The organism is Streptococcus sp. HMSC10E12 (assembly GCF_001807855.1).
GTDB classification, from domain to species: Bacteria; Bacillota; Bacilli; order Lactobacillales; family Streptococcaceae; genus Streptococcus; species Streptococcus salivarius.
The window spans coordinates 304,833-324,396 of record NZ_KV791104.1; the positions used below are offsets into that span (position 1 = coordinate 304,833).

Genomic DNA, 19,564 nt, shown 5'->3' on the forward strand with positions numbered 1-19,564 from the left:
AGTGATACAGACCTAAATAGTAAGAAATTTAGGTCTGTATCACTTTTTTGTATATTCAATGATAACTTACCACTTGCTTTCTTCTGGGATAATAATCCAGCAGATGATGTAGAAAAGAAAGCCTGTTCCGAATAAGAAAATCGCTGCAGCCCAAATGAGGCGAATAATGACAGGGTCGATGTCAAGATATTTAGCGATACCAGAACAAACACCGGCAATGATTTTGTTGTTTGGATCTCGTCTGAGTTCTTTTTTCATATGATTTACCTCCGTATGCCTTATTATACCATAACACCTAGAAGTCTAGTATTAGCTTAAGGAAGCATAAAGTAGACGATACCCAGATATTGGAGTGCTGAAGCCAGCATGATGAAGAGGTGCCAAATCATGTGGAAGTATGGTTTTTTCTTAGCGTAAAAAGCTGCTCCAACCGTGTATGACAATCCTCCAGCAAGCATGAGCCCCCAAAAGGCTGGTCCTGTCTTAGTGACGATAGCTGGAATGATAAAGATAACCAACCATCCCATCATCAGATAGAGGAAGAGGGAGAACTTTTCATTGATTTTTTTAGCAAAAATTTTATAGAGAATACCAAAAATTGTTGTTCCCCATTGAAGGATGATGATGCTATAGCCTAGCCAACCGCCAACCAATGAGAGGGCAACAGGGGTGTAGCTTCCAGCAATGGCGATATAAATCATGCTGTGGTCAATAATTCTTAGAACCATCTTGTGGGGTGAGTTGTAATCCATAGCATGGTAGATGGCTGAGCTCAAAAACATGAGGAATAGGCTGATAACGAAAACAGACATCCCGACAGCAGCAGTCATACCATAGCCGTTGTTGGCATGAACAGCAGTAATTGGCAGTAAGACTAGCATGGCCACAGCACCGACGGCGTGTGTCACGCTGTTTGCCACTTCCTCACCAAAGCTAAGTTTTTTACTGAGTTTGAGGTTGGGAGAAGTATTAAAAGTAGCAGTATTAGACATTATTTCCTCCTTCAAGGTCGTTCAAAAGTTGATGGGTAGCTCGGTAGCATTGCAGCGTCTGACAGGCTGAGAGTATGACTTGCGGAGCTTCTTGAGGAAACTGACCATTCATACAGGCTACAAAGTCATTGTAGTAGCTCTTTTGGCTTTCAGCATCTGTTCGTAGGATTTCTAAGGTTTTGGCAATCTCAGAAATCTCAAAGACGGTCTTCAGACTAGTGATGACAATAAGTCTAGCTACCTGAGCAGCATTATATTTTTTCTTGATGGGTTTTGCGACATGGCCATGTTTGACATAATTATTGACCATAGAGGCGGTTAGCCCCTTGTCGTTTGGTCCCAAAGTACTTTGGGTGACCTGGTTGACATAGAGCAAAACCTGATCCAAATAGAGTTCAATCTCTGGTAATTCTTCCCAGAGAGGGTATTGTTGTGTTGTCAAATTATAAAAACCTCTTTATCTAGTTTTCATAACTAGATTATAACATTATAGAAATTCAAGTCAAGTCAGAACTTGTAAGATATGAAAAAGATGTTGAGATAAAATTTCCAACATCTTTATTTTTTATGTGATAAGGCAGGTTGATTTTTTATGCTTTTGGATCACTTCTTATGGGGTTCTGAGTTTCTCCAAAATTGCTTGTGCAGTTTCTTGGTTCATATGTTTGGCCTTGAGAAGTTCAGCCAAAACCTGAGGCATTTCTTCAGGAATAGCCCCAGCTAACAAAGCTAGGGATTTGGCTTGGAGTTTCATATGTCCTGCCTGTATTCCTGTTGAAGTCAGAGCTTTGAGAGCAGCCAGATTTTGTGCCAAACCAAGAGAGACGATGATACTGGCTAGAGTTTTGGCATCTGGATGATTAAGCAAGTCATGGGCGATAGAAGCACTAGGGTTAAGTCCGATAGAACCTCCACGAGTTGCGATTGGCATGGGGAGGGTTAATTCTCCCACTAGTTCCTTAGCTTCATGATCATAAGTCCATGTGGAGAGACCACGGTAGCTACCATCCTTGCTAGCATAGGCATGGCTACCGGCCTCAACGGCTCGCCAATCGTTTCCGGTCGCGATAACTAGGGCATCGATACCATTGAAAATTCCCTTGTTATGGGTAGCTGCTCGGTAGGGGTCCACCTGAGCCAGTTGGCTAGCCATCTCCATTTTCTTGGCTAGGTCATGTGCCTCTTCCTTATTACGACTGAGGAAGCGTGTGCTAAGACGACAAGTCGCTGTCACAAGACTCTCAGTGGCTAGATTTGAGAGAATAGCCATGAGGCTTTGACCTTTTGAGAGGTTTTCCAATTCTGGCACCAGGGCTTCCATCATGGTGTTGACCATATTGGCTCCCATGGCTTCTTGGGTATCAACGGCTAGATAGACAATGAGGAAGTTTCCTTTAGTCTCAGTCCAGAGCTTGCGAGGGCCACCCCCACGCTTAACAATAGAAGGGTGAGCCTCTTTGGCAATCTCTATAAGGTCCTGACTGGCTGCTTGAATTTTACTTGAGGCAGCAGCCTTATCAGGAACGTCAAAGAGGGCAACTTGGCCAATCATCTGACGGTCATGAATCGTAGTCGTGAAACCACCAGAACGCTTAATGAGCTTGCTAGCGTAGGAAGCAGCAGCCACAACTGAAGGTTCTTCGGTAACCATGGGAACCTGATAAGTCACACCATCTACCAATACATCTGGGCAAATGGCAAAGGGAAGTGTGAATCGACCAATAACATTTTCAGCCATTTGATTGGCTGTTTCAAGGGTGAGTTGTTGGTTCTTATCCAGAAGATCTTGATTTTCCTGAGACAAAAGAGCATTCGTTTTCAAATGCTCTTTACGTTCTTGCGGTGTCTTCTTGGAAAAACCAGTCCAAGAGAGTTTAGTCATATTAATGTCCTTTATAGATACGTTGGTGTTCAGAGATTTCAGCTAAACGGAAAGCTCCGGTTTGGTAATCAGCGAATTGAGTAGAACCAGTGTCATCCAACTGCGCCTCCTCATAGAAAAGTTTTTCATAATCAGCAACGCTTAATTGTTGACGTTTGGCAAAGGTATCTAGGCGGTCCGAACGAAGCAGGTCTTTGTAACCTTCAACCAGACGTCCTGAGAAAATTTCAGAGACAGCTCCAGAACCGTAAGAGAAGAAGCCAATCTTATCTCCGGCTTTAAGGTCTTGCGACTGTTCAAGCAAAGACAGAAGTCCAAGATAGAGTGACCCTGTATAGATGTTTCCAATTTGACGACTATAGGTGATTGAAGCGTCAAAGTTATTTGTCAGACGCTCTTTATTCTCTGGATTCAAATCTTTTGGAATAATCTTGTTAAGTCCCTTAAGAGCTAGCTTAGGATAAGGGAGATGGAGACAAAAAGCGGCAAAATCAGCAAAGTTAGTCTGATGGCGTTCTTGATAAGCTGCCCAAGTTGTCTTCAAACTGTCAAGGTACTGCTTGGTTGAATAGATGCCTTGAACATAAGGCGTTGAACTGTAGTTTGGACGCCAGAAGTCCATGATATCACGAGTTTGAGCTACATTATCATCAGCAAGTTCCAAAATACGTGGATTCTGACTGACTAGCATAGCTACAGCACCAGCTCCCTGAGTTGATTCACCAGAAGATTCCACACCATAGCGGGCAATATCACTAGCGATAACCAGAACCTTGCTATCTGGGTGGGCTGCCACGTGCAATTTAGCATAGTTAAGTCCAGCAGTTGCAGCGTAACAAGCTTCCTTCATTTCAAAAGAACGAGCAAAAGGCTGAATACCTAAAAGACTGTGGACATAGACAGCAGCAGCCTTAGACTGGTCAATGGAAGACTCAGTAGCTACGATGACCATATCGATAGCATTTTTGTCGTCGTCATTTAAAATATCAGCCGCCGCATCAGAGGCAAGCGTCACGATATCTTCTGTAATCGGCGTAATACTGGTTGCATCAAGCATCAGCCCCTTGCTGAATTTTTCAGGCTCCGCCCCACGGGCAAGAGCGAGATCAGCCATGTTTAGAACATATTGACTGGTCGCAAAACCAATCTTATCAATTCCAATAGACATATGATGTTTCCTTTTTTCTTCATTGTAGAGTATCCAGAAGATACTAATCTATAGTGATTTTACCATAAAAGAGCGCTTTCGCCTTGAAAAAACTTTGATAGTTAGTTATATCTCATTTTTTGATAGGAACTAGGGGATTTTAAACGACTTACTTTTACTATTCCCATAGCTTATATTTCTCATTTACACCAGAATAAGGTAAAATTGAAGTGGTAATCTACTTGTTTTTTAGCTATGTTAGAAAAGTAAAATTGTTGTTATATATTGAAATCATTGCGAGCGTTAAGTGAGACTTTCCGCTGTGAGATAAGTGTCTGTAAATAAAGTGTTTTGTTTACAGACACTCGGAATTTTTGAGACCATAGGCTCAAAAATTAGTCTTGGAACTTCGAAGAAGTTCGCAGACGTCCGTAATCACTTAAGGAAAGTCTCAAAAAATACTTTGTTTTCAATAGAATAAAGAGGAAAATCATGACAAAAGCAGACACTATTTTTAAAGAAAATATCACTAAAATCATGGAAGAAGGCGTTTGGTCGGAGCAAGCACGTCCTAAATACAAGGATGGCACCACAGCCAACTCCAAATACATCACTGGAGCTTTTGCAGAATATGACTTGAGCAAGGGAGAGTTTCCAATTACCACTCTTCGTCCTATCGCTATCAAATCTGCCATCAAAGAAGTGTTTTGGATTTATCAAGACCAGACAAACAGCCTAGATGTCCTTGAAGACAAATACAATGTCCACTATTGGAATGACTGGGAAGTTGAAGGCGTGCCTGCCAATAATGGGGACAAGCGTTCGATTGGTCAGCGTTATGGAGCGGTTGTTAAGAAGCACGATATCATTAACCGTTTGCTGGCACAGTTGGAGGCTAATCCGTGGAACCGTCGCAATGTCATCTCCCTTTGGGATTACGAGGCCTTCGAGGCGACAGCAGGACTTCAGCCTTGTGCCTTCCAAACTATGTTTGACGTTCGCCGTATGGGCGAGGACATTTATTTGGACGCCACTTTGACGCAACGTTCTAACGATATGCTGGTGGCTCATCATATTAATGCCATGCAGTATGTGGCTCTTCAGATGATGATTGCCAAGCACTTTGGTTGGAAAGTTGGTAAATTCTTTTATTTCATCAACAATCTCCATATCTATGACAATCAATTTGAGCAAGCTGAAGAACTTCTCAAACGTCAGCCATCTGATTGCCAACCACGTTTGGTCCTCAATGTTCCTGATGGGACTAATTTCTTCGATATCAAACCAGAAGATTTCGAATTGGTTGACTATGATCCTGTTAAACCTCAACTCAAATTTGACTTAGCAATTTAATAAATGCTTATGAATTAAGCCCATAAAGAGCTGGCAAAGTTTTTCCAAGCTCTTTTTCTCTTTTTTTGTTAGAATGGATTGTAAACTTAAAAAGAAAAGGAAATACCGTGTCTAAACAACTCATTGCTATTTGGGCGGAAGCTCATAATCATGTTATTGGGAAGAATCACACCATGCCTTGGCATTTGCCTGCTGAACTGGCACATTTCAAGAAAACGACCATGGGCTCAGCAATTCTCATGGGGCGTGTGACCTTTGATGGCATGAACCGTCGTTGTCTACCAGGACGTGAAACCTTGATTTTGACACGAGACAAGGACTTCGACTGTGAGGGTGTAACGACCGTTACGAGTGTTGAGGAAGCCCTAGCTTGGTTTGAACAGCAAGATAAGGATCTCTATATTGCTGGTGGTGCTGGTGTCTACAAGGCTTTTGATGGGCATTATGATGCACTCATCAAGACAACTATTGAGGCTGATTTAGAGGGAGACACGTATTTTCCACAACTAGATATGACGGCATTTAAAGTGGTATCACACGAACGTGTGGCCAAGGATGATAAAAATGCCTACGACTTTAGCATAAGTCGCTATGAAAAAGAAGGAGACTAGGTTCATGCAACGTAGTGTTTTTGGGTTATTTACTGCATTATTGGGAGTGCTTTGTGTGCTCTCTGCCATTCCTGCCTTTCGCAAGAAACGTTATGGGTTAGCAGTTTTTCTCTTTTTAAATGCTTTTACCAACCTTGTCAATACTATTCACGCCTTCTATGGCACCCTATTTTAGAAAAGAGTGAGGAATAAATGGCTGGAAATCGTAATGAAGAAATGGTTTATTGTTCATTTTGTGGCAAAAACCAAGAAGAAGTAAAGAAAATTATCGCCGGCAATGGCGTCTTTATCTGTAACGAATGTGTGGCCTTGTCACAAGAAATCATTCGTGAGGAAATGGCAGAAGAAGTTTTGGCTGACTTGGCTGAAACTCCGAAGCCAAAAGAACTTTTGGATATTTTGAACAACTATGTCGTGGGGCAAGACCGTGCTAAACGTGCCTTGGCGGTAGCTGTTTACAACCACTATAAACGTATCAACTTCACAGAAAGTCGTGAAGACAATGATGTGGATTTGCAAAAATCAAATATTCTCATGATTGGACCAACTGGTTCAGGGAAGACTTTCTTGGCTCAGACCTTGGCTCGTAGCTTGAATGTTCCTTTCGCGATTGCGGATGCGACCTCATTGACAGAGGCAGGTTATGTGGGTGAGGACGTGGAAAATATCCTCCTCAAACTGATCCAAGCGGCAGACTTCAATATTGAACGTGCGGAACGTGGGATTATCTATGTCGACGAGATTGATAAGATTGCTAAAAAAGGTGAAAACGTATCAATTACTCGTGACGTTTCTGGTGAAGGGGTTCAACAAGCCCTCTTGAAGATTATCGAAGGAACAGTAGCTAGCGTTCCACCTCAAGGTGGTCGTAAACACCCTAACCAAGAGATGATTCAAATTGATACGAAGAATATTCTTTTTATCGTAGGTGGTGCTTTTGATGGTATCGAAGATATCGTTAAGCAACGTCTTGGTGAGAAAATCATTGGTTTTGGTCAAAATAATAAGGCTATTGATGATGACTCATCATACATGCAGGAAATTGTGGCTGAAGATATTCAAAAATTCGGTCTTATCCCTGAGTTTATCGGACGTTTGCCAGTCCTTGCGGCCCTTGAACAGTTAACGGTTGACGACTTGGTTCGTATCTTGACAGAGCCTAGAAATGCCTTGGTTAAACAGTACCAAACCCTTTTGTCTTATGATGGGGTTGAACTTGAGTTTGACCAGGATGCTCTTGAAGCTATTGCAAGTAAGGCGATTGAACGTAAGACTGGTGCGCGTGGGCTTCGCTCTATCATTGAAGAAGTCATGATGGATGTCATGTTTGAAATTCCTAGCCAGGAAGATGTGACTAAGGTTCGTATTACCAAAGAAGCCGTTGACGGTACAGCTGCTCCAGTTTTGGAAACAGCGTAAGGAGGACTTATGGCTGAAGAACAAGTCCTAAATACGCACAATGCTGAGATTTTACTCAGTGCAGCAAATAAGAGTCACTATCCGCAAGATGACCTCCCTGAGGTTGCCCTAGCAGGACGCTCGAATGTTGGTAAATCAAGTTTTATCAATACACTTCTCGGTCGTAAAAACCTCGCACGTACTTCTGGAAAACCAGGAAAAACCCAGTTGCTCAATTTCTACAATATTGACGACAAGCTACGCTTTGTGGATGTGCCAGGTTACGGTTATGCCCGTGTGTCCAAAAAAGAACGTGCCAAATGGGGGAAAATGATTGAGGAGTATCTCGTGACTCGAGACAATCTTCGTGTGGTTGTTAGCTTGGTTGACCTTCGACATGAACCAACTCAAGACGATATCCAAATGTATGAATTTCTTAAGTATTATGAAATTCCAGTGATCGTTGTGGCGACTAAGGCTGACAAGATTCCTCGCGGAAAATGGAACAAGCACGAATCTATCATTAAGAAAAAACTCAATTTTGATAAAAATGACCATTTCATCGTCTTTTCATCTGTCACACGTGACGGTTATGATGAAGCATGGGATACGATTTTGTCAGAATTGTAAGAAAAGCTCGGAGAAATCCGAGTTTTTTTCTTGTGATAGTCTTTAACTATCTCTTTGATAGTTTCCACTTATTATCCAAGGGGATGATATTGTGATAAGCTTGTTTTATCATATATATTGGAGGAATCTATGGAAAACCATAATTATGAAAATGAGGGTCAGTTCCAACGGAAGATGACTTCTCGACACCTCTTTATGCTATCGCTGGGTGGTGTCATTGGTACTGGTCTCTTTTTGAGTTCAGGCTATACGATTGCACAAGCTGGACCTCTTGGAGCTATCCTATCTTATCTTGTGGGGGCTATTGTTGTTTACTTAGTCATGCTTTCATTAGGTGAGCTAGCTGTTGCTATGCCAGTAACGGGGTCCTTTCACACCTATGCTACTAAATTTATCAGTCCGGGGACCGGCTTTACGGTAGCTTGGCTTTATTGGATTTGTTGGACGGTTGCCTTGGGAACAGAATTTCTGGGGGCAGCCATGTTGATGCAACGTTGGTTTCCATCAGTTCCGGCTTGGATTTTTGCGGCATTCTTTGCCTTGGTGATTTTTGGGATTAATGCTCTAAGTGTGAGGTCATTTGCGGAAGCAGAGTCCTTCTTCTCGTCAATAAAAGTCATTGCTATCATGGTTTTCATTATTCTGGGGCTAGGGGCTATGTTTGGATTGGTGAGTTTTGATGGTCACCATGAGGCCATTATGTTCAAGCACTTAACGGCCAATGGTCTCTTTCCAAATGGCGGTATTGCCATTGTGTCAGTTATGTTGGCTGTTAACTATGCCTTTTCAGGAACAGAGTTAATCGGTATAGCGGCTGGTGAAACGGACAACCCTAAAGAGGCAGTTCCTCGGGCGATTAAAACAACAATTGGTCGTTTGGTTATCTTCTTTGTACTGACGATTGTTGTATTAGCTTCGCTACTTCCAATGAAAGAAGCAGGAGTTTCTTCAGCACCTTTCGTTGATGTCTTTGACAAGATGGGAATTCCATTTGCAGCGGACATCATGAACTTTGTTATCTTGACAGCTATCCTTTCCGCTGGAAATTCAGGACTTTATGCATCAAGCCGTATGCTGTGGTCTTTGGCCAATGAGGGAATGCTCAATAAAAAGCTAGTGAAAATTAATAAGCATGGTGTTCCAATGACAGCTCTTTTGATTTCTATGGCAGGAGCAGTTTTATCGCTCTTTTCAAGTATCTATGCAGCAGATACAGTTTACCTAGCTTTGGTATCAATCGCTGGATTTGCAGTTGTTGTTGTCTGGCTCTCTATTCCTATGGCACAAATCAACTTCCGTAAACAGTGGAATTTAGAACATTCTGATGATGAGTTGGACTACAAGACGCCGTTTAACCCAATCCTACCTTATATTACAATCGTTCTCTTGGCCATTTCTGTTCTCGGGATTGCTTGGGATAGTTCGCAGCGTGCGGGACTCTACTTTGGTATTCCTTTCATGATTTTCTGCTACCTCTATCACTATCTTCGCTTTAAAAAATGGTAAGGAGGCCCTTATATGGCAATATTTAAAGACTATCTAGAGAATAAATCTCCCCTCATTCTTCATGGGGCTCTGGGAACAGAGATGGAGAGCTTGGGTTATGATATTTCTGGCAAACTCTGGTCAGCCAAGTACCTGCTTGAAAAGCCAGAAGTTATTCAAAAAATCCACGAAACCTATGTAGCTGCTGGGGCTGATTTGATTACCACATCGTCTTATCAGGCAACCTTGCCAGGCTTGATAGACGCTGGACTCACTAAAGAAGAAGCAGAGCAGATTATTGCCTTGACAGTTCAGTTGGCAAAGAATGCACGCGATAAGGTCTGGGCAACTTTGGATGACAGTGAGAAGGCTAATCGTCCTTATCCATTGATCTCTGGTGATGTCGGTCCTTACGCAGCCTATTTGGCCAATGGTTCTGAGTACACTGGTGATTATGGTCAGATTATCATAGAGGCTCTCAAGGAGTTTCATCGTCCTCGAATTCAAATTCTCCTAGATCATGGTGTCGACTTGTTGGCTTTGGAAACCATTCCTAATTATCTGGAAGCACAAGCTTTGATTGAACTTCTGGCTGAAGAATTTCCAGAAGCAGAAGCTTATATCAGTTTTACAGTCCAAGAACCAGGCACTATCAGTGATGGGACTTCTCTAGATGAGATTGCCCAGCTTGTTGGCCAGTCAGACCAAATCTTGGCTCTAGGAATCAACTGTAGTTCGCCTCTGCTTTATAATCAGGCTCTTGCTATTCTTAAAAATGCTGGAAAAGCGCTCATTACTTACCCCAACTCAGGTGAGGTTTATGATGGTAGTACGCAGACTTGGAAACCTAAGGACAAGGATGCTCTGACCTTAGTCGAACACAGCAAAGATTGGCATACTCAGTTTGGAGTTAAGATTTTAGGTGGTTGCTGCCGCACACGTCCAAATGATATTAAAGCCTTATATGCAGAGTTTAGAACCTAGTCAAATTTCTAATTGTTTGTTATAATATGAGACTGTAAGGCTATGAGCTCTACACACTATTAGTAGAAAATGAAGCCAGCGTTAAGCTGGTTTTTAAAATGAAGAGGAAAATATGACCTACGAACAAGAATTTCTAAAAGACTTCGAAGCCTGGGTTGTTACCCAAGTTAAAGTAAACGAAACGGCCTTGGCCGCTAGCAAGAAAATCTGGGAAGAAGATGGCGATGAGCGTGCACGTGATGCAAGTTACCGTTATGAAGCCAAATTGGATGCTTACAATTTCCTAATTGGCAAGTTTGCCAACTATCGTGCTGGCAAAGGTTTCCATGATATGCCGGATGGCTTGTTCGGGGAACGTCACTATTAATAGAGGATGAAAAAGAAAATAGCGACAGCACTTTATGGAAAGGTGTCGCCGATTAAAATAGGAGAATACTAAACATGGCTAAAGTAAAAAATAAAAAGAAAGCTTTTAAACACCGTTTGAAAAAACAAGGACTTTTCAATAATGTTAAAGCCCCTGTCCCACCAGTTGCGCCTGTTCCACCAGTGCCACCAGTAGCACCACAACCTGTTGCTGAAACTAAGACAGTTGCTAAGGAAGAAGTAGCAGCCAAAGACCTTAGTCTTGAAGCCTTTGCAGAACTTCCAGAAGTTGAAGGCCTTCGTTCAAACCTTGTAGAGACTCTTTACAATGAAGGTTTGACTTCAGCAGAGGCTTTTGCTACTGTGACTGAAGAAGAAGTTCTTGCCCTCAAGGGTGTCGGACCTGCGACAGTTAAAAAATTGAAAGAAAATGGTGTCAGCTTTAAAGCTTAAGCCTAAAAAAGATCCGAGGTGTAGACTTCGGATCTTTATTCTTTGTCTTAGGAAGCATTGTTTGATTAGGAGGACAAGAAAACCACTAGCTTTTTACTAGTGGTTGATAGATCTGGATTATTTCTTTGGATTTTGTTTGGTTAAATTAAGTCCAAAAGGTACCAAGTTTTCTTGATGCCTGCAAATTCGCCCCATATTTTCAGTGTGGCGGAAGATAATAATCAAAGCCATGATGGTAAGAACCCCAGTGAAAATAAGGTCATAGCCATCTAGCAAGAAGTGGATGGCTGGAAACACAGCCAAGGTAATCAGTCCAACAACTGCAGCAGTGACACTTGAAAATGAAATCATGCTGGTTAGATAGAGTGTTAGGGCAAAGACCAAGAGTAAGAAGACACAGTAGAGTGGGGCAAAACCAAGAAGCACCCCAGCACTTGTCGCAACGGCCTTCCCACCTTTAAATCCAGCAAAGATTGGAAAAACATGTCCGATAATGGCAAAGAAACCAATAACTAAAGGTGAAACCTCTGTAACACCAAGCCAGATAGGAAGAAGAACAGCCAAGGTACCCTTGAACATATCCACCAAGAAGGTGATGGTACCAGCAGTCTTACCTAGAACACGAAAGGTATTGGTTGTTCCAGTATTTCCAGAGCCATGCTCACGAAGATTGGTGTGGAAGAATAGTTTCCCAATCCAGAGGCCGGTCTGAATGGAACCTAGCAAGTAGGCGATTAGGATTAACAATAAGATTTTCATGAGATAATTATAGCATACAGCCTAGTAATTGACAAAGTCAGTCAGCCTTAAGATATCTTTTGAACTTTCTTGATTTCTTTTGCAAATTCTTCTGAAAACTTATAAAATAATAAGGATGAAAATTTTGGAGGTCACTCTTGGCTAAAAAAGAAATTAATGTAAATAATTATAATGATGATGCCATTCAGGTACTAGAAGGGTTGGATGCGGTTCGCAAGCGCCCTGGAATGTACATTGGCTCAACAGATGGAACAGGACTTCACCCCCTCGTTTGGGAGATTGTCGACAATGCGGTCGATGAAGCTCTTTCTGGTTTTGGTGATGTTATCGCTGTTACCCTAAATAAGGATGGTTCCGTTTCTGTTTCTGACTCTGGACGTGGGATGCCGACAGGTATGCATGCCATGGGTAAACCAACAGTTGAAGTTATTTTCACTGTTCTCCACGCTGGTGGTAAATTTGGACAGGGTGGTTATAAGACTTCTGGAGGTCTTCACGGTGTGGGTTCCTCAGTTGTTAATGCGCTGTCTAGTTGGCTTGAGGTAGAAATTACCCGTGACGGTAGTGTTTATCGCCAACGTTTTGAAAATGGTGGTCACCCTGTAACAGGGCTTGAAAAGATTGGTAAAGCGCCTAAGTCTAAGACAGGTACAAAAGTTACCTTTATGCCTGATGCGAGCATCTTTTCAACAACTGACTTTAAATTTAACACCATCTCAGAGCGTCTCAAAGAATCAGCCTTCCTTCTTAAGAATGTCACTATGACATTGACAGACTTGCGTGGCGAAGAAGAAGTTCGTGAAGAATTCCACTATGAAAATGGAGTTCAAGACTTTGTGTCATATTTGAATGAGGACAAGGAAACGTTGACACCAGTCATCTATATTGATGGAGATCAACAAGAATTTCACTTGGAATTAGCCCTTCAGTATAATGACGGTTACTCTGACAATATCCTTTCCTTTGTCAATAATGTCCGTACTAAGGACGGAGGAACTCACGAAACAGGATTTAAGTCTGCCATTACCAAGGCTCTTAATGATTATGCACGTAAGACAGGGCTTCTCAAAGAAAAAGATAAGAACCTTGAAGGGTCAGATTACCGTGAAGGTTTATCAGCAGTTATCTCGCTTTTGGTTCCTGAAGAACACCTTCAGTTTGAAGGACAAACCAAGGACAAACTTGGATCTCCTTTAGCTCGTCCTATTGTTGATAGTATTGTTTCAGAGCATCTGACTTACTTCCTTATGGAAAATGGGGACTTAGCTTCTAACTTGGTGCGTAAGGCTATCAAGGCCCGTGACGCCCGTGAAGCTGCTAGAAAAGCGCGTGATGCGAGTCGAAATGGTAAGAAAAATAAAAAAGACAAGGGGCTCTTGTCAGGGAAATTAACGCCAGCTCAGTCTAAAAATGCTAAGAAAAATGAGCTTTATCTAGTCGAAGGGGATTCTGCCGGTGGTTCCGCCAAACAAGGTCGTGATCGTAAATTCCAGGCTATCCTGCCTCTTCGAGGTAAGGTCCTAAACACTGAGAAAGCCAAAATGGCTGACATTCTCAAAAATGAAGAAATCAATACCATGATTTACACTATTGGTGCAGGTGTTGGAGCTGATTTTAACCTTGACGATATCAACTACGATAAGATTATCATCATGACCGATGCCGATACCGATGGGGCTCACATCCAGACCCTCTTGCTGACTTTCTTCTATCGTTATATGCGTCCACTGGTTGAAGCAGGACACGTTTATATCGCTTTGCCTCCTCTTTACAAGATGTCTAAAGGGAAAGGTAAGAAGGAAGTTGTCGAATATGCTTGGACTGATGGGGAACTTGAGGAGCTTCGCCAAAAATTTGGTCGTGGAGCTATTCTTCAACGTTACAAGGGGCTTGGTGAGATGAATGCTGACCAGCTTTGGGAAACAACCATGGATCCAGAGACAAGAACCCTTATCCGAGTGACGATTGACGATCTAGCGCGTGCCGAACGTCGTGTCTCTGTTCTTATGGGAGATAAGGCAGCACCACGCCGTCAATGGATTGAAGATAACGTTAAATTTACCTTGGAAGAAAGCGGCGCATTTTAAGTTGCAGGCCAGAAGGGAATGTAATAAGATAGAGTTAGAGAGAGCGTTTACAATCAATAGATGCCTGGGATTATAAAGAAACAAGTTGATTATTTTCTACATCGTTTATTAACTATTTGCAGTGTCATTGACTAGAAATCAATGGAGGTAGAAAAATGGATTTTAATGTTATCGATTACCTAGCTTACCATGCAGATGTAGCTGTTCCTGCGATTATTCTTATGGTTATTGTTTCTGCTATATACTTAATTTTTTATGGCATACGTCCTATAAAAACACGCTTTTTGATCCTCTTTCTCTTATCTATAGTCTCCCTCATAATCTTCGTGCTGGATAACCCCCTCTATTATTATTTGGGTAGTCCATACTCAGGCTTATTATTTGGCTTTTACTACCTGATGGTCTTTTCAGTGTTTTATGTACCATTCTCATTAATAGCTTTTATAAAGAGTCTTCTACATTTAACACGCTTTCAAACCAATTATTCAATCTTATTAGCGATTAATAGTTTCTTCGCCACATTACTGGCTTTCCTCAACCTACTTTTCTTACAAGGGGCTTTGGAATTTCTCCCTGCTTCATCCATGTACTTTATTTTTCTCCTCCTAGCGGCAAGTGGTATTGCTCAAACTATAATAGGAAGAAAGGAAAACGAAAAAAATAAAGACTATATGGCTAAGTCAGGAAAAGACAATGTGAGGTAGACCTATGTTATCTAAGGTATTAAGTTTCATACTTTACTATCCTCAAATAGTCCTTCCTGTTTGTGGAGCGGCAATAGCTTATTTAAGTGTTTATAAAAAGCGACCAATAAAAACACGTTTTTTACTTCTGCCTATACTAGTAGTGGTAACCTTCCTTCTATCTTTGATAGATAATCCATTCTCAGATAGAACCTACTCGGGTTTGTTATTTGTCTTCTATAATGTGTATGTTTTTACTCCCTTAAGTGTTGCTTGTAGTATCACATCTCTTTTAAAAAGTATCTATCATTATAGATTATTTCGTATCTCGCTAGCTATTGTTCTCGTAATCAACGCCTCTATAATGACTTGTTTAACACTCTTAAACTTTATCTTATTCTTTGGTGAACTTTCTACTTCAATGACACTATCTTGTGTATTCTTCATTTTAATTGCGATAAGTACAGTCGTTCAATTTGTGATTGGTGAAATAGAAATTAGGAAGGTTAAAACCATTCTTCTACAGTTGCAAAATCAAGGAAAGACATTGTGAGGCGTGGCAGTGAGGTAGGAAAGTTACTATTTGTCTTTCACATTATTTTAAATCATTACTTAAACTAAAAAATAAAGAGAAATCTTATGTCTAATATTCAAAATATGTCCCTTGAGGACATCATGGGGGAGCGTTTTGGACGCTACTCCAAATACATTATTCAGGAGCGTGCGCTTCCTGATATTCGTGACGGTTTGAAACCCGTTCAACGTCGTATTCTTTATTCCATGAATAAGGATGGCAATACCCATGATAAGGGCTATCGTAAATCTGCCAAGTCGGTGGGTAACATTATGGGTAATTTTCACCCACATGGCGATAGTTCCATTTATGATGCTATGGTCCGTATGTCCCAGGACTGGAAGAATCGTGAAATCTTAGTTGAAATGCACGGTAACAACGGTTCTATGGATGGTGATCCACCAGCGGCTATGCGTTATACAGAGGCGCGTTTGTCAGAGATTGCTGGCTACCTTCTTCAAGATATTGATAAAAACACCGTTCCTTGGGCTTGGAACTTTGATGATACAGAGAAGGAACCAACCGTTTTACCTGCAGCCTTTCCAAACCTCTTGGTTAATGGTGCTACAGGGATTTCTGCTGGTTATGCCACAGACATTCCACCGCATAATCTGTCAGAGGTCATCGATGCCGTTGTCTACATGATTGATCACCCATCTGCTAAACTGGATAAATTGATGGAATTCTTGCCTGGTCCAGATTTCCCAACAGGGGCTATCATTCAGGGCAAGGATGAGATTCGCAAGGCTTACGAAACTGGTAAGGGCCGAGTAGTTGTGCGTTCGCGTACTGAAATTGAACAACTCAAAGGTGGCAAGGAACAAATCATCGTTACTGAGATTCCTTACGATGTCAATAAGGCTGTCTTGGTTAAAAAAATTGATGATGTTCGAGTCAACAACAAGGTTCCAGGCATTGCAGAAGTTCGTGACGAATCTGACCGTACAGGTTTACGTATTGCTATCGAACTTAAGAAGGATGCTGACAGTCAAACCATTCTGAACTACCTTTTGAAATATACGGATCTTCAGGTCAACTATAATTTCAACATGGTGGCTATTGATAATTTCACCCCACGTCAAGTGGGCTTACAAAAGATTTTGTCTAGCTACATTGCTCACCGTCGTGATATTATCGTTGCTCGTTCAAAATTTGACAAGGAAAAAGCTGAAAAACGTCTTCATATTGTCGAAGGTTTGATCCGAGTTATCTCTATTTTGGATGAGGTTATCGCTCTTATCCGAGCTTCTGAAAATAAGGCTGATGCTAAGGAAAATCTTAAGGTCAGCTATGATTTTTCAGAAGAACAAGCCGAAGCTATCGTGACCTTGCAACTTTATCGTTTGACCAATACGGATATTGTCACTCTCCAAAATGAGGAAGCTGATTTACGTGAACAAATCGCGACCTTGACTGCTATCATTGGTGATGAGCGTACCATGTTTAATGTCATGAAACGTGAACTCCGTGACATTAAGAAGAAATTTGGTAATGACCGTCGTTCAGAGTTGCAAGCAGAAACCAAGACCATTGAAATTGATACTGCAAGTTTGATTGTTGAAGAAGAAACCTATGTCAGCATCACTCGTGGTGGTTATGTCAAACGTACAAGCCCACGTTCTTTCAATGCTTCAACGATTGACGAAGTCGGAAAACGTGATGATGATGATTTGATTTTGGTTCAGCAAGCTAAGACGACACAACACCTCTTGATTTTCACTAATCAGGCCAATGTGATTTATCGTCCAATTCATGAGTTGCCAGATATTCGTTGGAAGGATTTGGGAGAGCATTTATCACAAACTATCACCAATTTATCTAAGGATGAAGAAGTGATTTACGCCGAAATCCTGGATGATTTTGAAACGGGTACTTACCTAGCCGCTACCAAGCTGGGTCAGATTAAACGTTTCGAACGCAAGGAATTTACGCCATGGCGTACCTACAAGTCTAAGTCGGTTAAATACGCTAAACTCAAGGATGATAGTGATTTTATTGTCACGGTTACGCCGATTCAATTGGATGATATCATGATTATCACTCAAAAGGGTTATGCTCTTCGCTTTAATGCGGACGAAGTGCCAGTAGTTGGTGCCAAGGCAGCAGGTGTTAAGGCAATCAATCTTAAGGATGATGATACCGTTCAGGCTGTCTTTGTGGCAAATACTCAAAGTTTCTACCTTCTAACACAAAGAGCTAGTCTCAAATGTGTAGCTACAGCCGATATTCCGCAGGCTAAGCGAGCTGGTAGAGGTCTTCAAGTTCTTCGTGAGCTTAAGACGAAACCACACCGTGTCTTCACTGCGGGTCCAGTCTTTACGGAAAATGCTGGTGGCGAAATAGATCTTCTAGCGACACCAGTGGAGGAGACTCCTCAGACCTTGCTTGTAACAGCTACAACAGGTGAAACGGCAGAGGTTGACTTGTCCCTTCTAAATCTTTCAGACCGTACTAGCAACGGTAGTTTCATTGAAAGATTAACAGATAAAGAAGTCTTTTCTGCCAAGATTGTTGAAAAATAAAGATAAGAAAGCTTTGTCCTCTTACTAGAGGGCAGAGTTTTTTTCTTTAACAGGCAAAATAAGTGTTTTAAAAAGAATTGTCAGAATTTTGCAACATAACCTTGAAATTTTCAATGAAAAGGACTATACTAGAAAGCACATAGTAACAGAAAAGAGGATATACACATGACAGTTGATTTAGACTGGGAAAATCTAGGATTTAATTACAGTAAACTTCCATTCCGTTATATCTCATATTACAAAGACGGTAAATGGGATGAGGGGCAATTGACTGAGGATGCGACTTTGCATATTTCAGAAGCATCTCCAGCCCTTCACTATGGTCAAGAAGCTTTTGAAGGCCTCAAGGCTTACCGTACTAAAGATGGCTCTATTCAATTGTTCCGTCCAGATGAAAATGCTAAACGTTTGCAACGTACTGCGGATCGTCTTTTGATGCCACAAGTTCCCGTTGACAAATTTGTAGATGCATGTAAACAAGTTGTACGTGCAAATGAAGAATATGTTCCACCATATGGTACAGGTGCAACACTTTATCTCCGTCCATTGTTGATTGGGGTTGGTGATATCATTGGTGTGCATCCAGCAGATGAGTATATCTTTACCATTTTTGCTATGCCAGTAGGTAACTACTTCAAAGGTGGTTTGGCTCCAACAAACTTCCTTATCCAAGATGATTATGACCGTGCTGCTCCACATGGTACAGGTGCTGCTAAGGTTGGTGGTAACTACGCAGCAAGTATGTTGCCAGGTAAGATTGCACATGATCGTAACTTCTCTGATGTGATCTACCTTGATCCAGCAACTCACACTAAGATTGAAGAAGTGGGTTCTGCAAACTTCTTTGGTATCACAGCCGATAACGAATTCGTTACCCCACTCAGCCCATCTATCTTGCCATCTATCACTAAGTTCTCATTGCTTTACTTGGCTGAAAATCGCTTTGGCATGAAAGCTATCCAAGGTGATGTTAAGATTTCTGAATTGGATAAATTTGTTGAAGCAGGTGCCTGTGGTACAGCTGCCGTTATCTCACCAATTGGTGGGGTACAACATGGTGATGACTTCCATGTCTTCTATTCAGAAACAGAAGTAGGTCCTATAACACGTAAACTTTATGATGAGTTGACAGGTATCCAATTTGGTGATGTTGAAGCACCAGAAGGATGGATTGTCAAAGTTGACTAATTCCTAATAGATAAACGATTATTTTAAGGCTTGCTCTTGCAAGCTTTTTTCTTTTTCGGTAGAATTAAGAAGATACATTAAGAAAGGATGGCTCGAGCCAAGTATCGGGTATAAATCTATGAGTAAAAAAGATAAAAAAATTGAAATCCAAATTAATGATGCTAAAGTAGTTGTCAACAAAGCAACTATCGAAGGTTTTGAACTTCTTGTTGGTAAGAAAGTCATCGGACAAATTGTGGAGATTGATGGTAAGTTTGCCGTTGTTGACAAGGAAAATGTTGTAGGTTTCCACAAAAAAATGGATGATGCAGTAGCTGCCATTATTGAATCATACAATCTTAATCATTAAAATCCAAAGTAAAGGCTTGCTTTGGTCAAGAAACTGTGATATACTATTTCTTGTTCTTAAGGAGAGATAGCGAAGAGGCTAAACGCGGCGGACTGTAAATC

19 protein-coding genes, 1 tRNA gene and 1 pseudogene (1 of these 21 running past the window's edge) are annotated in these 19,564 nt (G+C 41.4%); 15 read left to right on the plus strand and 6 right to left on the minus strand.

The features are described 5' to 3' along the window. Nucleotides 1–66: 66 nt before the first annotated feature. The 5 genes from HMPREF3112_RS08120 to HMPREF3112_RS08140 form a co-directional block, all read right to left on the minus strand. The gene (locus tag HMPREF3112_RS08120) at nucleotides 67–258 is read right to left on the minus strand and encodes a PspC domain-containing protein (RefSeq protein ID WP_002886147.1); all 192 of its coding nucleotides are present in this window, start codon (nucleotides 256–258) and stop codon (nucleotides 67–69) included. A 56-nt stretch (nucleotides 259–314) separates the two neighbouring features. Next, entirely contained in the window at nucleotides 315–992 is a 678-nt protein-coding gene (locus HMPREF3112_RS08125; RefSeq protein ID WP_002886236.1) for a PAQR family membrane homeostasis protein TrhA, read from the minus strand. Then, nucleotides 985–1,434, minus strand: a complete 450-nt coding sequence (locus HMPREF3112_RS08130; protein ID WP_002885964.1) for a DUF1836 domain-containing protein — start codon at nucleotides 1,432–1,434, stop codon at nucleotides 985–987. Before HMPREF3112_RS08130 ends, HMPREF3112_RS08125 begins: the two co-directional genes overlap by 8 nt. A 168-nt stretch (nucleotides 1,435–1,602) precedes the next feature. Beyond that, nucleotides 1,603–2,874, minus strand: coding sequence for a hydroxymethylglutaryl-CoA reductase, degradative (locus tag HMPREF3112_RS08135; RefSeq protein ID WP_021144513.1), 1,272 nt, complete (start codon nucleotides 2,872–2,874; stop codon nucleotides 1,603–1,605). A gap of 1 nt (nucleotide 2,875) precedes the next feature. Beyond that, nucleotides 2,876–4,042, minus strand: a complete 1,167-nt coding sequence (locus tag HMPREF3112_RS08140) for a hydroxymethylglutaryl-CoA synthase (RefSeq protein WP_021144512.1) — start codon at nucleotides 4,040–4,042, stop codon at nucleotides 2,876–2,878. Nucleotides 4,043–4,513: 471 nt separating this feature from the next. Between HMPREF3112_RS08140 and HMPREF3112_RS08145 the strand changes: the two genes are divergently transcribed. From HMPREF3112_RS08145 to HMPREF3112_RS08180, 9 genes are all read left to right on the plus strand, one after another. Continuing rightward, the gene (locus tag HMPREF3112_RS08145; RefSeq protein WP_070439189.1) at nucleotides 4,514–5,374 is read left to right on the plus strand and encodes a thymidylate synthase; all 861 of its coding nucleotides are present in this window, start codon (nucleotides 4,514–4,516) and stop codon (nucleotides 5,372–5,374) included. Between the two features lie 107 nt (nucleotides 5,375–5,481). Beyond that, on the plus strand, nucleotides 5,482–5,985 hold the full coding sequence (locus tag HMPREF3112_RS08150) for a dihydrofolate reductase (RefSeq protein WP_048676035.1): 504 nt from the start codon (nucleotides 5,482–5,484) through the stop codon (nucleotides 5,983–5,985). 4 nt (nucleotides 5,986–5,989) lie between these two features. Next, nucleotides 5,990–6,160: a hypothetical protein gene (locus tag HMPREF3112_RS11310; protein WP_002886174.1), complete on the plus strand. Its 171-nt coding sequence runs from the start codon at nucleotides 5,990–5,992 to the stop codon at nucleotides 6,158–6,160. Nucleotides 6,161–6,177: 17 nt separating this feature from the next. Further along, the gene (gene clpX / locus HMPREF3112_RS08155; RefSeq protein ID WP_002890340.1) at nucleotides 6,178–7,404 is read left to right on the plus strand and encodes an ATP-dependent Clp protease ATP-binding subunit ClpX; all 1,227 of its coding nucleotides are present in this window, start codon (nucleotides 6,178–6,180) and stop codon (nucleotides 7,402–7,404) included. A 9-nt stretch (nucleotides 7,405–7,413) separates the two neighbouring features. Then, nucleotides 7,414–8,013: a ribosome biogenesis GTP-binding protein YihA/YsxC gene (gene yihA / locus HMPREF3112_RS08160; protein ID WP_048676032.1), complete on the plus strand. Its 600-nt coding sequence runs from the start codon at nucleotides 7,414–7,416 to the stop codon at nucleotides 8,011–8,013. A 129-nt stretch (nucleotides 8,014–8,142) separates the two neighbouring features. Further along, a complete protein-coding gene (locus HMPREF3112_RS08165; protein WP_070439192.1) occupies nucleotides 8,143–9,519 on the plus strand; it encodes an amino acid permease in 1,377 nt (458 codons plus the stop codon). 12 nt (nucleotides 9,520–9,531) lie between these two features. Further along, nucleotides 9,532–10,482: a homocysteine S-methyltransferase gene (gene mmuM / locus HMPREF3112_RS08170; protein ID WP_070439195.1), complete on the plus strand. Its 951-nt coding sequence runs from the start codon at nucleotides 9,532–9,534 to the stop codon at nucleotides 10,480–10,482. 112 nt (nucleotides 10,483–10,594) lie between these two features. After that, nucleotides 10,595–10,849, plus strand: a complete 255-nt coding sequence (locus HMPREF3112_RS08175) for a DUF1912 family protein (protein WP_002886199.1) — start codon at nucleotides 10,595–10,597, stop codon at nucleotides 10,847–10,849. Between the two features lie 74 nt (nucleotides 10,850–10,923). Further along, complete coding sequence (locus HMPREF3112_RS08180) at nucleotides 10,924–11,301, plus strand: helix-hairpin-helix domain-containing protein (RefSeq protein ID WP_002885939.1); 378 nt, start codon at nucleotides 10,924–10,926, stop codon at nucleotides 11,299–11,301. A gap of 117 nt (nucleotides 11,302–11,418) precedes the next feature. Here the strand turns inward: HMPREF3112_RS08180 and plsY are convergent, their stop codons facing one another. Then, nucleotides 11,419–12,060: a glycerol-3-phosphate 1-O-acyltransferase PlsY gene (gene plsY / locus HMPREF3112_RS08185; protein WP_038675561.1), complete on the minus strand. Its 642-nt coding sequence runs from the start codon at nucleotides 12,058–12,060 to the stop codon at nucleotides 11,419–11,421. Between the two features lie 137 nt (nucleotides 12,061–12,197). On the opposite strand from plsY, the gene parE reads away from it, so the two are divergent. From parE to HMPREF3112_RS08220, 6 genes and pseudogenes are all read left to right on the plus strand, one after another. After that, nucleotides 12,198–14,147, plus strand: coding sequence for a DNA topoisomerase IV subunit B (gene parE, locus HMPREF3112_RS08190; protein WP_070439198.1), 1,950 nt, complete (start codon nucleotides 12,198–12,200; stop codon nucleotides 14,145–14,147). A gap of 155 nt (nucleotides 14,148–14,302) precedes the next feature. After that, nucleotides 14,303–14,851, plus strand: a complete 549-nt coding sequence (locus tag HMPREF3112_RS08195; RefSeq protein WP_048676017.1) for a hypothetical protein — start codon at nucleotides 14,303–14,305, stop codon at nucleotides 14,849–14,851. 618 nt (nucleotides 14,852–15,469) lie between these two features. Continuing rightward, entirely contained in the window at nucleotides 15,470–17,926 is a 2,457-nt protein-coding gene (gene parC, locus HMPREF3112_RS08205) for a DNA topoisomerase IV subunit A (protein ID WP_048676007.1), read from the plus strand. Nucleotides 17,927–18,082: 156 nt separating this feature from the next. Then, nucleotides 18,083–19,114, plus strand: a pseudogene (locus tag HMPREF3112_RS08210) (branched-chain amino acid aminotransferase); the annotation flags it as partial. 118 nt (nucleotides 19,115–19,232) lie between these two features. Beyond that, the gene (locus tag HMPREF3112_RS08215) at nucleotides 19,233–19,463 is read left to right on the plus strand and encodes a DUF2969 domain-containing protein (protein ID WP_002886057.1); all 231 of its coding nucleotides are present in this window, start codon (nucleotides 19,233–19,235) and stop codon (nucleotides 19,461–19,463) included. 60 nt (nucleotides 19,464–19,523) lie between these two features. Beyond that, a tRNA-Tyr gene (locus HMPREF3112_RS08220) sits at nucleotides 19,524–19,564 on the plus strand; it runs 62 nt beyond the window's last position.